Genomic DNA, 12,940 nt, shown 5'->3' with positions numbered 1-12,940 from the left:
CCGCACCGGGGGACCGGCATGGCCGGTTCCTCCGTCGTGCCGTATCCGCACGGCGGCATGGGACGTCATCCCAACCTGCCTCCCGGCGAGCGGCTGCGGGTGCTGCTGGTGGAGGACGACGAGGGCGACGCCTTCCTGGTCGGTGAGCTGCTCGCCGAGACCAACTCGATGATCGACCTGCTGGTGGCGACCAGCCTCAGCGAGGCCCGGCAGCGCGTGATGGGCGTCGACTGCGTCCTGCTCGACCTGGGCCTGCCCGACGCGCAGGGCCTCGACGGGCTGCGTCAGGTGCTGGAGATGGCCAGTGGCGCCGCCGTCTGCGTGCTGACCGGCCGCTCCGACGAGCACCTCGGCATCGTCGCCGTCGCCGAGGGTGCCCAGGACTACCTGGTCAAGGGCCAGGTCGACGGGGTGCTGCTGACCCGGGCGCTGCGCTACGCGGTGGAGCGCAAGCGGGCCGACGAGAACGCCCGGCGGCTGCGCGAGGTCGAGCTGCGCCAGGCCGAGTCCGCCCGCCTCGAACGGGGCCTGCTGCCCCAGCCGCTGATGACCACCGACGTCGTCGCGGTGCACACCTTCTACCGGCCCGGCCGGCACGCCGCCCTGATCGGCGGTGACTTCTACGACGTGGTGCAGACCCGGCCCGACCGGCTCGACCTGATCGTCGGCGACGTCTGCGGGCACGGCGTGGACGAGGCGGCCCTCGGCGTCGAGCTCCGGGTCGCCTGGCGGGCGCTGATCCTCGCGGGTGTGCCCGACGACGAGGTGCTCCCGGCGCTGGAACAGGTGCTGATGAGCGAGCGCCGGCTCCAGGAGATCTTCGCGACCGTCGCGACCGTGCGGCTGGACCTCGACGCCAACCGGGCCACCGTCCGGCTGGCCGGGCACCCGCCGCCGCTGCTGCTCGCCGGGGGCAAGGTGGTGCCGGTTCCGGCACCCGGCGGCCTGCTGCTCGGCGTACGACCCCGCCGGCCCGTGGCCTACGACCTGGAGTTCGACACCGATGACTGGTCCCTGTTGATGTACACCGACGGCCTCATCGAGGGCCGGATCGGCGAGGGCGACGAGCGCCTCGACGTGCCGGGCCTCAGCGGACTGCTCGCCGATCCGGCGACCCTCGCCGTGCCGCTGTCGGAGCTGCCGGCCTGGCTGGTCGGGCGCGCCGAGCAGCTCAACGGCGGTCCGTTCGCCGACGACGTCGCCATGCTCCTGGTCAGCCGGGGCGGTGGCAGGTGACGCGCGTCGGCGACTGGACCCTGCGCCGGCGGGTCGTCACGCTGCTCACCGTCGTCGCGGTCCTGCTGATCGGGCTGGCCGGCGGCGAGGTGGCGCTGGCGGCGAAGAACCGGACGCACATCGACGCGATCCTGTACAAGACCGGCCCGCTGCGGGTGCAGGCGCAGGAGCTGCTGAACGCGTTGCTGGACCAGGAGACGGCGGTCCGCGGCTACGCGGTCAGCGGCAACCCGGCGGACCTGACGCCGTACGAGGCGGGCCGGAAGCGCGAGCAGGATCTGGTCGCCTCGATGCAGCGGCTGGTCGACGACTATCCGGAGCTTCGGCAGGAGATCCGGCTGGTCGAGGAACGGGCCGAGGCGTGGCGCCAGGCGGTGGCGGTGCCGGTGGTCACCACGACGCAGCAGAACGGCACGACCGCGGGGCAGGCGCTCATCACCGACCAGGCGCGGGAGCAGTTCGACGACGTACGCGGCGCCGTCGACCATCTCCAGCAGGAGATCTTCGAGGCCCGGCAGCGCAGTGCCGAGGACGTCCTGCGGACGAGCAACCTGCTGGTCGTCCTGCTGATCGCCGCCCTCGCGGTGGTGATCATCGCCGGCAGCATGCTGCTGGTCTCCCTGGACAAGATGGTGATCCGCCCGCTGACCGGCCTCGCCGACCAGGTCCGCGAGGTGGCCGAGGGCGACTACCAGCACGGGATCGCCGGCGCCGGTCCGCCCGAGTTCCTCCGGCTCGCCGAGGACGTGGACGCCATGCGGCGCAAGATCGCCAAGGACCTGGCCGAGGTACGGGAGGCCCGGGAGCGGATCGAGTGGGTCAACAGCCAGCTCCAGAAGCAGGCCGAGGAACTCACCCGCTCCAACCGTGACCTGGAGCAGTTCGCGTACGTCGCCTCGCACGACCTCCAGGAGCCGCTGCGCAAGGTGGCCAGCTTCTGCCAGCTCCTCCAGCGCCGCTACGCCGGGCAGTTGGACGAGCGGGCCGACCAGTACATCGCGTTCGCGGTCGACGGCGCGCAGCGGATGCAGCGTCTGATCAACGACCTGCTCGCCTTCTCCCGGATCGGCCGGCTCACCACCGGCTTCACCGAGGTCGACATGAACAAGATCATGGGCGACGTGGCCGGCCAGACCGAGGCGGCCCGGCAGTACGCCGACGCGGAGCTGACCTGGGGCGAGCTGCCCGTCATCCGTGGCGAGGAGCCGCTGCTGACCAACCTGCTGGCCAACCTGGTCAGCAACTCGGTCAAGTTCCGCCGCCCCGACGTGCCCCCGAAGGTGCACGTCTCGGCCCGCCTCGTGGGCGACGAGTGGGAGATCAGCTGCCAGGACAACGGCATCGGGATCGAGCCGGAGTTCGCCGACAAGATCTTCGTCATCTTCCAGCGGCTGCACGCGAAGGACGCGTACCCGGGCACCGGGATCGGGCTGGCGATCGTCAAGAAGATCGTGGAGTACCACGGCGGTCGGGTCTGGGTGGACACGGGCACCGAGGAGGGCACGGCGATCCGCTTCACCCTCCCGGCGCTCCCCGAGGACGTCGAGGCGGCCGCCGCGTCCGCAGCCGAGCCGGCGACCGGGGACGGCGTGGCCGGGGACGGCGACGGGACGCCCGGGGACGGCGACGAGCCCGCCGCCGGGGCCGGCACGGGCGGCGCTCCGGCGCAGGCCGACCGGCGCGCCGACGAGGCGGAGACCACGGACGGGCCCGGCCGGGCACCGGAAGGCGGTAGAACGGGTGACATGAGGGAGACGGTGGGATGACCGCGCCGGCGGACGGCAAGAGCCCGATCGAGGTCCTGCTGGTCGAGGACGATCCGGGTGACGTGTTGATGACCCAGGAGGCGTTCGAGGAGCACAAGCTCCGCAACCGGCTGACCGTCGTCTCCGACGGCGCCGAGGCGCTCGCCTACCTGCGGCGGGAGGGCCAGTACGCCGACGTGGTGCAGCCGGACCTGATCCTGCTCGACCTGAACCTGCCCCGCCGCGACGGCCGGGAGGTGCTGGAGGAGATCAAGTCCGACGAGCAGCTCTGCCGGATCCCGGTGGTGGTGCTGACGACCTCCCAGGCCGACGAGGACATCCTGCGCAGCTACCAGCTGCACGCCAACGCGTACGTGACGAAGCCGGTGGACTTCGAGCGCTTCATCTCGGTGGTCCGGCAGATCGACGAGTTCTTCGTCAGCGTGGTGAAGCTGCCGCCGCGTGGCTGACACCCTGCTCGACGACGTCGGTGGTCTGCTGCGCGAGACCGCCGACCAGGTCGTGCTTCCGCTGTTCCGCAAGCTCGACGACGCCGACGTGAGCGAGAAGGCGCCGGGCGACCTCGTCACCGTGGCAGACCGCCGCGCCGAGGAGGTGATCTCGGCGGCCCTGCGCCGGCTGCGCCCCGGCTCGGTGGTGGTGGGCGAGGAGGCGGTCGCCGACGACCCGGCCCTGCTGGAGCACCTGCGCGCCTCCGGCGACGTGTGGCTCGTCGACCCGGTCGACGGCACCTCGAACTTCGCCGCCGGCCGGCAGCCGTTCGCGCTGATGGTGGCGCTGCTGACCGACGGGGATCCCGTCGCCGCGTGGGTGCTCGACCCGCTCGCCGGGACGCTGGCCGTCGCGCGGGCCGGCGAGGGCACCTGGCTCGACGGCCGGCCGGTGCGGACCGGCGACCGGGCGCCCGCGCTCGACGCGGTGCGCGGCGCCGCGATGTCGCACGCGCTGCCGGCCGCGCCGCGCGCGCTGGTCGAGGCGGGCGGCGCGCGGCTGGGCGAGATGCTGCCCGGCCAGCACTGCGCCGGCCGGGAGTACCTGGACGTGCTGACCGGGGACCAGGACTTCGTGCTCTTCTGGCGCACCCTGCCGTGGGACCACGCCCCGGGCGCCCTGCTGGTCCGGGCGGCGGGCGGGGTCGCGCGGCGCTTCGACGGCACCGACTACCGCCCGGGGGACGACGGCCACGGCCTCCTGGTCGCCGCGAGCGAGCAGATCTGGGTGGACGTGCGTGAGGCTCTGCTCGACGGCGCGTGACGTCGCTGCGACCCTGCGTGGACGTCCGACGGTCCGGGCGTTCGCGGGCCTGGCCCGGCGTGCTCCGTCCGGTATCCTGACCGCCGGTCTCCGCCAGCAGGCCGCCGACCGGCGCCCGGCGGGGGCCGCCGCCGCGCCGTGTTGTCATCCGGGGCCGGCGGCCGACGGAAGGATGCTTTCGTGCGCAGGACCATGCCCGTCGGGCGTCACGGTCGCCCGCTGACCGCCCTGTCGGCCGGGCGACGTGCCCGCCGTCCGCTGACCGCCCTGCTCGTCGCCGTCACCCTGCTCTTCGGCGTCGGCGCCGTGCCGGCGTACGCGGAGCCCAACGAGGGCGGCACCAAGAAGCTCCGGGACGCCCTGGAAGCCACCGCCAAGGCGCACATCGAGGCCAAGGGGAAGCTGGAGAACTCCAAGGTCCGGCAGAAGCAGCTGGCCGGGCAGCTGGGCGCCGTGGAGGTCCGGCTGGTCGAGCTGACCGCGCAGGTCGGCGAGGTGGCCGCCCAGTCCTACCGGCTGGGCCGGCTGACGCCCACGTCGATGCTGCTCAACAGCGCCTCCCCCGAGGCGTTCCTGGACCGGGCGGCCAGCCTCGACCTGATGGCACAGCGCGACAGCAGGCGACTGCGCAGCCTGATCGAGGCGCGGGAGCAGGCGCGGCAGGCCAAGATCGCCATCGACACCGAGGTCCGGGAGCAGCAGAAGCAGCTCGCCGTGATGGCGAAGAAGAAGAAGGAGGCCGAGGCGGCGCTCGCGGAGGTCAGCTCGGGCAGCAGCGGCGGCTTCAGCGGCGGCAACTCCACCTCGGCGAAGCCGGCCCCCCGCAACTCGGACGGGTCCTGGCCGTCGGAGTCCTGCTCGGTGAACGACCCGACCACCTCCGGCTGCATCACCGCGCGCACGCTCAACGCCCTCAAGCAGACCCAGGCCGCGGGCTACAAGCGGCACGTCTCCTGCTACCGCAGCGGCGGCTCGGGCGAGCACCCCAAGGGCCGGGCCTGCGACTTCTCGGCCGCCACGGGCGGGTTCGAGGACAAGACCGCCACCGGCGGGGACAAGTCGTACGGGGACAGCCTCGCCGCCTGGCACGTGCGCAACGCCAGCCGGCTGGGCGTGCTCTACGTGATCTGGTACCGGCAGATCTGGCACCCCGGCACCGGCTGGCGGGCGTACGGCGGCAGCGGCAGCCCCGCCGCCGACCACACGAACCATGTTCATCTCTCGATGTACTGACCCGGGGGCCCAGTTTTCCTGCGTACCATCGCGCGGGTGAGCTCCCCATCCTCCGACGTCACGGTCCCGCCCGCCGCTCCGGCGGCCTCGACCGCCCGGGCCCTGCCCAACGGCCTCGCCGCGTTCCTGGTCTTCTTCTCCAGCGGCGCCGTCCTGGTGCTGGAGACCGCCGCGCTGCGGCTGGTCGGGCCGTACGTCGGGGTGACCCTCCAGGTGACCAGCTCGGTCATCGGCATCGCCCTGGCCGCCATCGCCTACGGCGCGTGGACGGGCGGCTGGCTGGCCGACCGGCGCAACCCGAGGGCGATGCTGGCCCCGGCGCTGGTGCTGGCCGGCATCGCCACGGCCGTCACCCTGCCCGTCGTCCGGTACGCCGGCGAGGTGCTGCGCGGCGGGGCGGCCTCGGCCATCCTGCTGCTCGTCGCGCTCGCCGTCTTCGTGCCGGCGGCCCTGCTCGCCGCCGTCACCCCGCTTGTCGTCAAGCTCCAGCTCGCCGACCTGCGGCGCACCGGCCAGGTGGTCGGCCGGCTCTCCAGCGTAGGCACGCTGGGCGCGGTCACGGCCACCCTGGTCACCGGTTTCGTGCTGGTGGCCGCGCTGCCCAGCACGGTCATCCTGTTCGCCCTCGCGGCCTCGCTCGGGCTCACCGGGCTCGGCCTCGGGGTGTGGCTGCGCCGCCAGGACCGCGCGGAGCTGCCCGGCCCCGCCCGCGCCAAGGCCGCCCTGGCGGTGCTCGGTCTCGTCGGCGCCGGGCTGACCACCGTCGCCCCGAACCCGTGCGACATCGAGACCGCCTACCACTGCGCCAGCGTGGAGGTCGATCCCGCCCGGGACTCCGGCCGCACCCTACTGCTCAACTCGGCCCAGCACTCGTACGTGGACCTCGCCGACCCGACCCACCTGGAGTACGCGTACACCCGGTGGATCGGGGCGGTGGCCGACGTGGTCGCCCCGCAGGGGCAGCGGCTCGACGCGCTGCACCTGGGCGGCGGCGGGTTCACCGTGCCCCGCTACCTGACCGCCACCCGTCCGGGCACCGACAACGTCGTGTTCGAGATCGACGGCGGGCTGGTCGAGCTGGGCGAGCGCCAGCTCGGCGTACGCCAGGGGCCGGACCTGCGGGCGGTCGTGGGTGACGCCCGGCTGCTCGTCGCGGGGGAGGGCACCGACAGCCGCGACCTCGTGGTCGGCGACGCGTTCGGGCACCTGGTGGTGCCCTGGCACCTCGCCACCCGGGAGATGGCCGCCGAGGTCCGCCGGGTGACCCGCCCCGGCGGCGTCTACGTGCAGAACGTCATCGACTACCCGCCGCTGCGCTTCATCCGCAGCGAGCTGGCCACCGTCGCCGCCGAGTTCCGGCACGTCGCCCTGATCGCCCCGGCGGCGGCGCTCGCCGGTCAGGAGGGCTCGAACTTCCTCATCGTCGCCTCCGACGCCCCGCTGCCGCTGGAGGCGGTCCGCGCCCGGCTGGCCGAGCTGCGGGAGGACGCCAGCCTGCTGGCGGGTGCCGACCTCACCGCGTTCGTCGGCGAGGCGCTGGTGCTGACCGACGACTACGCGCCCGTGGACCAGCTCCTCGCCACCGCCTGAACGGGTGAATCGCTGACCGATTCCGACCCTTCAGGTGTAGCCGGGTCGGTCCGGGGCAACAACGACCCTCATGGGTGGACCGATCCGGGACGGCGCACAACTGCTGGGCGAACGGTACCGGCTGATCGAACAGCTGGGGGCGGGCGGCATGTCCGTCGTCTGGCGCGGCTACGACGAGGTGCTGGGCCGGCAGGTGGCGGTCAAGGTGCTCGCGTCGCGGCTGGCCGCCGACCGCGCGTTCCGGCACCGCATCCGGATCGAGGCGCAGGCCGCAGCCCGGCTGTGCCACCCCAACATCACCAACGTGTACGACTACGGCGAGTCGGAGCAGGTCGGCCTGACCGTGCCGTACGTCGTCATGGAGCTGGTCGACGGGGAGTCGCTGACCGGCCGACTGCGCCGGGGCAGTCTGCCCTGGCGGGAGGCGGTGACGATCGGCGCGGAGGTCACCTCGGCGCTGGCCACCGCGCACGCCCGTGGCGTGGTGCACCGCGACGTCACCCCGGGCAACGTCATGCTGACCGCCACCGGCGTGAAGGTGGTCGACTTCGGCATCTCCGCGCTGGTGGGGGAGAAGGAGAAGGGGCCGGACGGCGCACTGCTCGGCACCCCCGCGTACCTCGCCCCGGAGCGGCTCGACAACGGCCAGGTCTCCCCGGCCACCGACGTGTACGCGGTCGGCCTGCTGCTCTACCGGATGCTCACCGGCCGGCTGCCGTGGCAGGCGAGCACCACCACGCAGATGCTGCGCGCGCACATGTACAACGAGCCGGAGCCGATGCCGCCGGTGCCGGGGCTGCCCGACGAGGTGCGCGAGCTCGTGAGCCGCTGCCTGGCCAAGCGCCCGGGCGACCGGCCCGCCACCGCCGAGGTCGCGCGTACGCTCGCCGAGGCCGCCGGCATGATCGCCCCGGTGCCGGTCTCCCCCGCATCGGGGCCCGTGGACGAGGACGCGCTGGCCGCCGCCGGCACCACGATCCTGCCCTGGTCCGCCGCGACCGACGCGCTGCCGTTCTCCCGTACGCGCAACCGGCGCGCGGCGACCCGGCGCCGGCGGATCGAGGCGGGGGTGGCCGCCGCCGGGCTGGTGGCGGTGACCGCGGCGCTGTGGGGGGTGACCTCGCACAGCCCCGCCAGCGGCGGCATCGACCAGCCGACGGAGGCGCGGATGGGGGCGGAGACGCCGCCGCCCTGCCGGGTCACGTACGCGCTGCGCACGGACTCCGGCAAGGACTTCGCCGCCGAGCTGACCCTGACCAACACCGGCATGCGGGAGTTGCGCGACTGGCGGCTGAGCTTCACCTTCCCCAGCCAGCAGACGGTGACGAAGGCGGCCCCCGTCCCGGTGCGCCAGCAGGGGCGCACGGTGCTCGTGGAGCCGGCTCCGGAGCGGGCCGCGCTGGCCCCCGGCGCGTCCGAGAAACTCACGCTGACCGGCCGCCACGGCGGGGCCAACCCGCTGCCGCTGGAGTTCCGCCTCGGTGACGAGGCCTGCGGGGCGCAGGTCTCCGGGGTGGCCGGCGCGGCGCCCAGCGTGGCACCCACCACCAAGGCGCCGGCCAAGGCACCGGTCAAGGCGCCCACCGTCAAGGCCCCGCCGAAGAAGGCCGGCACATCGGCCGGGAACTCCGGCGGGTCCAAGGCCAAGTCCGACAACTCCGGCAAGGGCAAGGGCAAGGCGGGTGGTGGAAAAAAAGTAAGTCAGGAAACGGAAAGGGAAAGGGACACGGAAAGGGACGATGACGACGACTGAGCCCGCCGGGGTCAGCTGAACTCCGAGAACCGTTGCACCTGCTCGATGTCCCCCTCGACGATCAGCATGCTGCCCGGGGCGATCACGGTGGCGTCGGTGGCGTACCGAAAGCGTTCCCCGGGCAGCTTCACGCCCACCACGCGTACGCCGTAGCGCCCGGTGGGCGTCAGTTCCGAGAGCGGCCGGCCGAGCATCGCCTCCGGGGCGCACACCTTGGCGATGGCGAAGTCGTCGCCGAACTCGATGAAGTCGAGCATCCTGCTGACGATGAGGTGGGCCAGCCGCTCCCCGGTCTCCGCCTCGGGAAAGATCACGTGGTGCGCGCCGACCGAGTTCAGGATCTTGGCGTGCTTCGTCGAGGTGGCCCGCGCCCAGATCTGCGGTACGCCCAGCTCGACCAGCGCCAGCACCGTCAGCACGCTCGCCTCCAACGAGGCGCCGATGGCGACCACCGCCCGGCCGAAGTCCGCCACGCCGAGTTGGCGCAGCGACCCCTCCTCGGTGGAGTCGGCCTGCACGACGCGGTCGAGCTGCGCCGACCACCGCTGCACCTGCTCCGGGTTGCGGTCGATGGCCAGCACCTCGTGGTTCATCGCGGCCAGTGCGCCGGACAGGTGACACCCGAACCGGCCCAGTCCGATCACCACGACACTGCCCTCGTCCGTCCTCCTAGCCGACAACGGGTTGCTCCTCCGGGTAGCGGTACAGCCGCCGGCGGGTGTTCAGGGCGAGCGCCGACCCGAGGGTCAGCGGCCCGATCCGGCCGACGAACATGAGGATGATCAGGGCGAGCTGGCCGTTCTCCGGCAGCGACGCGGCGATCCCGACGCTGAGTCCGGTGGTGGTGAGCGCCGAGGTGACCTCGAACAGCGCCGCGTGGAAGGGGACTCCCTCGGTGATGAAGATCAGCAGCACCGTGCCGCAGGCCAACAGCGCGACGCTGAGCAGGGCGACGGTGATGGCCTGCCGCTGGCTGGCGGTGGCCACCCGGCGTTTCCCGACCGTCACGTCCGGCTCTCCCCGCAGTTCCGCCCACATCACGAAGGCGAGCAGGAAGAAGGTCGCCACCTTGATCCCGCCGGCCGTGCTCGCGCTGCCGCCGCCGATGAACATCAGCGCGATGAAGAGGGGATAGCTCTCCTCCTCCAGGCCGTCCACGTCCAGGACGTTGAAACCGCCGGTGCGGATGTACGAGTTCTGGGCGAACGCCACCAGGAGCTTGTCCGGCCAGGTGTAGATGCCCAGGGTGCGCGGGTTGGCCCACTCGATGGTCAGCAGGGCGGTGAAGCCCACCACCAGCAGTGTCAGGCTGCCCCAGACGGTCAGCTTGGTGGCGACCGCCCACCGGGTCGGGTGCCGCCACTCCCGCGCCGCCTCGAAGAGCGCCGGGAAGCCCAGCCCGCCGATGATCGTGCCGAAGGCCAGCGGCAGGGTGACCCAGGCGTCGGTGGAGAAGGCGACCAGGCTGTCGGTGTAGAGGGCGAACCCGCCGTTGTTGAAGGCCTGGACGGCGTGGAAGACGCTGCCCCAGAGGGCCCGGCCGAACGGGTAGTCGTAGGTGATCCACAGCCGGGCGGTCAGGATCGCGGTGATGACCGCCTCGCAGGCCAGCGCGAGGCCGGCGATGTGCAGCAGCAGCCGGCGTACGTCGCCGATGCCGAACTCGGCGGTCTCGGCCTGCACCAGCAGCCGGCTGCGCAGCCCCAGCCGCCGGGCCACCACGAGGATCACCAGGGTCGCACCGGTCACGATGCCGAGGCCGCCGACCTGGGTGAGCACGGTGATCATCACGAGCCCGAACCCGTTCCAGTAGTTCGGGGTGTCCACCACCGCCATTCCGGTCACCGAGACCGCCGAGGTGGCGGTGAAGAGGGCGGTCAGGAACGGGGTGTGCCGGTACTCGCTGGTGGCCCAGGGCAGCATCAGCAGTCCGGTGCCGACCAGGATCGTCACCAGGAAGCCGAGCGGCACGAGCCGTACGGGGTGACGAAGAAGCCGGCGCACCAGACAATCTTCCTTTTCCGGCGCGATCCGGGTGTGTAAACCGGCATCCCGACCGAGCCCAAACCACGCCCCGCCACCCGCCCTGCCGCCATCCGCCCGCCGGCGTCCTTCCTGTGCGAGGCTGTCGAGCTGATGTCGTAGACGACTCAAGCGCGCCGGGCTGCGCAGCCGCTGTCGAGCCGCCCCATCCATGGGGGCGGCGGCCCCCGCCGGACGAGGCCGCCCACCAGGCCGGTGACCAGCGGGATGCGCCGCCGTCCTCGGCCAACGTCAGCCAGACCAGCCAGGGCGGCCCCCTCCACGGCACCTGCCGGACCCCCAGCCTGCTTCGCGCCGTCCGCCCGGCACACCCCGCAACACCTCGCCCCGCACCCCGTCGCGCCCCGCCCGGCCAAACCCTGCCGCACCCGGCACGGCCCGGCCCGCCGAACCCCGCCGCACCCGCCGCGACCCGGCGCGCGGCGCTGCGCTCGCCGCATCCCGGAGATCTTGGTGGGAATCGGCCCCTCTGGGGGCGTCTTCGTACCAAGATCTCCCGAACGCCGTCCGGGTGCGGCCGGACGGGAGGTCTGACGGGCGGCCGGGGCAGCCCGGCGGGGTTCGGCCGGCGAGGGTCGGGCAGCGGGGTTCGCTGGCGGGGGGTTCGGTCGGCGGAGGGCGGGAGGAATACGGCATTCGGTGGGTATCGGTGGCGCGGAGCGACACAGCATCACTTCCGTCGATGGGGCGGGCGCCCATCGCGGACGGGTGGGGTCGTCACCGTGTCGTGCTCGTTGTAACCCCCGACCACCCCACCCCTGTTACTTGTGTGTTTCGGCCACATAGCCCGTGGGTGACGTCACTTCTAGCGTGAGCCGTCATATGAGTTCCCTACCTCCGAGTCCTCACGTGGAGTCGCAATGACGGTCCGGACGACGCGGCGGGTGTTCCTCTCCGCCGCCACGATGATGGCCGCGGCGCTCGCCGCCACGGCCTGTGGCAGCCCGCAGGACACCGCCTCCGGTGGCGGCGACAGCGCCGCCCCGGTGAAGGTTGGCCTGGTCTACTCCCAGTCGGGAGCCCTCGCCAGCTACGGCAAGCAGTACATCGAGGGATTCAAGGCCGGCCTCGACTTCGCCACCAAGGGCACCAACAAGGTGGGCGACCGGGCCGTCGAGGTCACCGAGGTCGACGACGCGGGTGACCCGGCGAAGGCGGTCTCCGCGGCCAAGGACCTGATCGGCAAGGGCAACAAGATCATCGCGGGCTCGACGGCTTCCGGCGTGGCCCTCCAGGTCGCCCCGATCGCCGCGCAGAACAAGGTGCTCTTCATCTCCGGGCCCGCCGCCACCGACGCGGTGACCGGCGCCAACAAGTACACGTTCCGCTCCGGGCGGCAGTCGTACCAGGACGTGGTGACCGCCAAGTCGTTCATCGGCGACCCGGCCGGCAAGAAGGTCGTGGTGTTCGCCCAAGACGGCGCCTTCGGCGACGCCAACGAGGCGGCCGTGAAGGCCGTCATCGGCGGCGCGGGCGCGGCCGTCAGCAGCGTCCGGGCGCCGGCCAGCGCCACCGAGTTCACCCCGTTCGCCAGCCAGATCAAGTCCGCCAAGCCGGACCTGCTCTTCGTCGCCTGGGCCGGCACCACCGCCCCCGCGATGTGGCAGACGCTCGACCAGCAGGGCGTGCTCTCCTCCACCACGGTCGTCACGGGCCTGGACATCCGCGCCTCGTGGCCGACCTTCGGCGCCGCCGGCAGCAAGATCTCCTTCCTGTCGCACTACTTCGACGGGGCCTCCGACAACGAGGCCGTGAAGGCGCTGAAGGCCAAGGTCGGCACCGTCGACCTGTTCCACCCGGACGGCTTCGCCGCCGCGCAGATGGTCGTACGGGCCATCGAGGAGGGCGGCGACGACGTCGAGAAGATGGTGAAGGCGCTGGAGGGCTGGAGCTTCGACGGGGTCAAGGGCAAGATGACCATCCGGGCCGAGGACCACGCGCTGCTCCAGCCGATGTTCCAAGCCAAGCTGTCCGGCAGCGGCACCGCGTTCACGGCCACCGCCCAGAAGGCGCTGACCGGGGACGAGTCCGCGCCGCCGGCCGTGGCGATGAAGGGCTGACACCA

Annotated in this window: 10 protein-coding genes; 8 read left to right on the top strand and 2 right to left on the bottom strand. The window is 72.7% G+C overall.

Going from position 1 to position 12,940, the window contains the following annotated elements:
* Positions 1-57: 57 nt before the first annotated feature.
* The 7 genes from OG989_RS03510 to OG989_RS03480 all read left to right on the top strand — a co-directional run bounded on the left by OG989_RS03510 (position 58) and on the right by OG989_RS03480 (position 8,832).
* Positions 58-1,236 (top strand): PP2C family protein-serine/threonine phosphatase, encoded by a 1,179-nt coding sequence (locus tag OG989_RS03510; protein ID WP_151456478.1) that lies wholly within the window; start codon positions 58-60, stop codon positions 1,234-1,236.
* The gene (locus tag OG989_RS03505; RefSeq protein ID WP_327029643.1) at positions 1,233-3,002 is read left to right on the top strand and encodes a sensor histidine kinase; all 1,770 of its coding nucleotides are present in this window, start codon (positions 1,233-1,235) and stop codon (positions 3,000-3,002) included. The genes OG989_RS03510 and OG989_RS03505 overlap by 4 nt, the downstream gene beginning before the upstream one ends.
* The gene (locus OG989_RS03500) at positions 2,999-3,451 is read left to right on the top strand and encodes a response regulator (RefSeq protein WP_151456480.1); all 453 of its coding nucleotides are present in this window, start codon (positions 2,999-3,001) and stop codon (positions 3,449-3,451) included. The genes OG989_RS03505 and OG989_RS03500 overlap by 4 nt, the downstream gene beginning before the upstream one ends.
* Positions 3,444-4,256 (top strand): inositol monophosphatase family protein, encoded by an 813-nt coding sequence (locus OG989_RS03495; RefSeq protein WP_327029642.1) that lies wholly within the window; start codon positions 3,444-3,446, stop codon positions 4,254-4,256. The genes OG989_RS03500 and OG989_RS03495 overlap by 8 nt, the downstream gene beginning before the upstream one ends.
* Before the next feature lie 192 nt (positions 4,257-4,448).
* Complete coding sequence (locus OG989_RS03490; RefSeq protein ID WP_327031101.1) at positions 4,449-5,489, top strand: coiled-coil domain-containing protein; 1,041 nt, start codon at positions 4,449-4,451, stop codon at positions 5,487-5,489.
* A gap of 36 nt (positions 5,490-5,525) precedes the next feature.
* Positions 5,526-7,079 (top strand): fused MFS/spermidine synthase, encoded by a 1,554-nt coding sequence (locus OG989_RS03485; RefSeq protein WP_327029641.1) that lies wholly within the window; start codon positions 5,526-5,528, stop codon positions 7,077-7,079.
* Positions 7,080-7,149: 70 nt separating this feature from the next.
* Complete coding sequence (locus tag OG989_RS03480; RefSeq protein ID WP_327029640.1) at positions 7,150-8,832, top strand: serine/threonine-protein kinase; 1,683 nt, start codon at positions 7,150-7,152, stop codon at positions 8,830-8,832.
* Positions 8,833-8,843: 11 nt separating this feature from the next.
* Here OG989_RS03480 and OG989_RS03475 read toward each other — a convergent pair whose 3' ends face one another.
* A complete protein-coding gene (locus OG989_RS03475) occupies positions 8,844-9,512 on the bottom strand; it encodes a potassium channel family protein (protein ID WP_151456484.1) in 669 nt (222 codons plus the stop codon).
* A complete protein-coding gene (locus OG989_RS03470; protein ID WP_151456485.1) occupies positions 9,502-10,836 on the bottom strand; it encodes a TrkH family potassium uptake protein in 1,335 nt (444 codons plus the stop codon). Before OG989_RS03470 ends, OG989_RS03475 begins: the two co-directional genes overlap by 11 nt.
* Positions 10,837-11,735: 899 nt before the next feature.
* Here OG989_RS03470 and OG989_RS03465 point away from each other — a divergent pair.
* Positions 11,736-12,935 carry a substrate-binding domain-containing protein gene (locus tag OG989_RS03465; protein WP_132230839.1) on the top strand — a complete coding sequence of 400 codons (1,200 nt, stop codon included), beginning with the start codon at positions 11,736-11,738 and terminating at the stop codon, positions 12,933-12,935.
* Positions 12,936-12,940: the final 5 nt, after the last annotated feature.

The organism is Micromonospora sp. NBC_01740 (assembly GCF_035920365.1).
Lineage (GTDB): Bacteria > Actinomycetota > Actinomycetes > Mycobacteriales > Micromonosporaceae > Micromonospora > Micromonospora reichwaldensis.
The sequence above is the reverse complement of the archived record's forward strand: the minus strand, read 5'-3'. Positions and strand labels throughout refer to the sequence as shown.

Excerpts from the sequence above, each read along its gene's own strand:
- OG989_RS03500 (WP_151456480.1), top strand. The coding sequence starts at position 2,999 with ATGACCGCGCCGGCGGACGGCAAGAGCCCGATCGAGGTCCTGCTGGTC.
- OG989_RS03465 (WP_132230839.1), top strand. The coding sequence starts at position 11,736 with ATGACGGTCCGGACGACGCGGCGGGTGTTCCTCTCCGCCGCCACGATG.
- OG989_RS03480 (WP_327029640.1), top strand. The coding sequence starts at position 7,150 with ATGGGTGGACCGATCCGGGACGGCGCACAACTGCTGGGCGAACGGTAC.
- OG989_RS03510 (WP_151456478.1), top strand. The coding sequence starts at position 58 with ATGGGACGTCATCCCAACCTGCCTCCCGGCGAGCGGCTGCGGGTGCTG.
- OG989_RS03490 (WP_327031101.1), top strand. The coding sequence starts at position 4,449 with ATGCCCGTCGGGCGTCACGGTCGCCCGCTGACCGCCCTGTCGGCCGGG.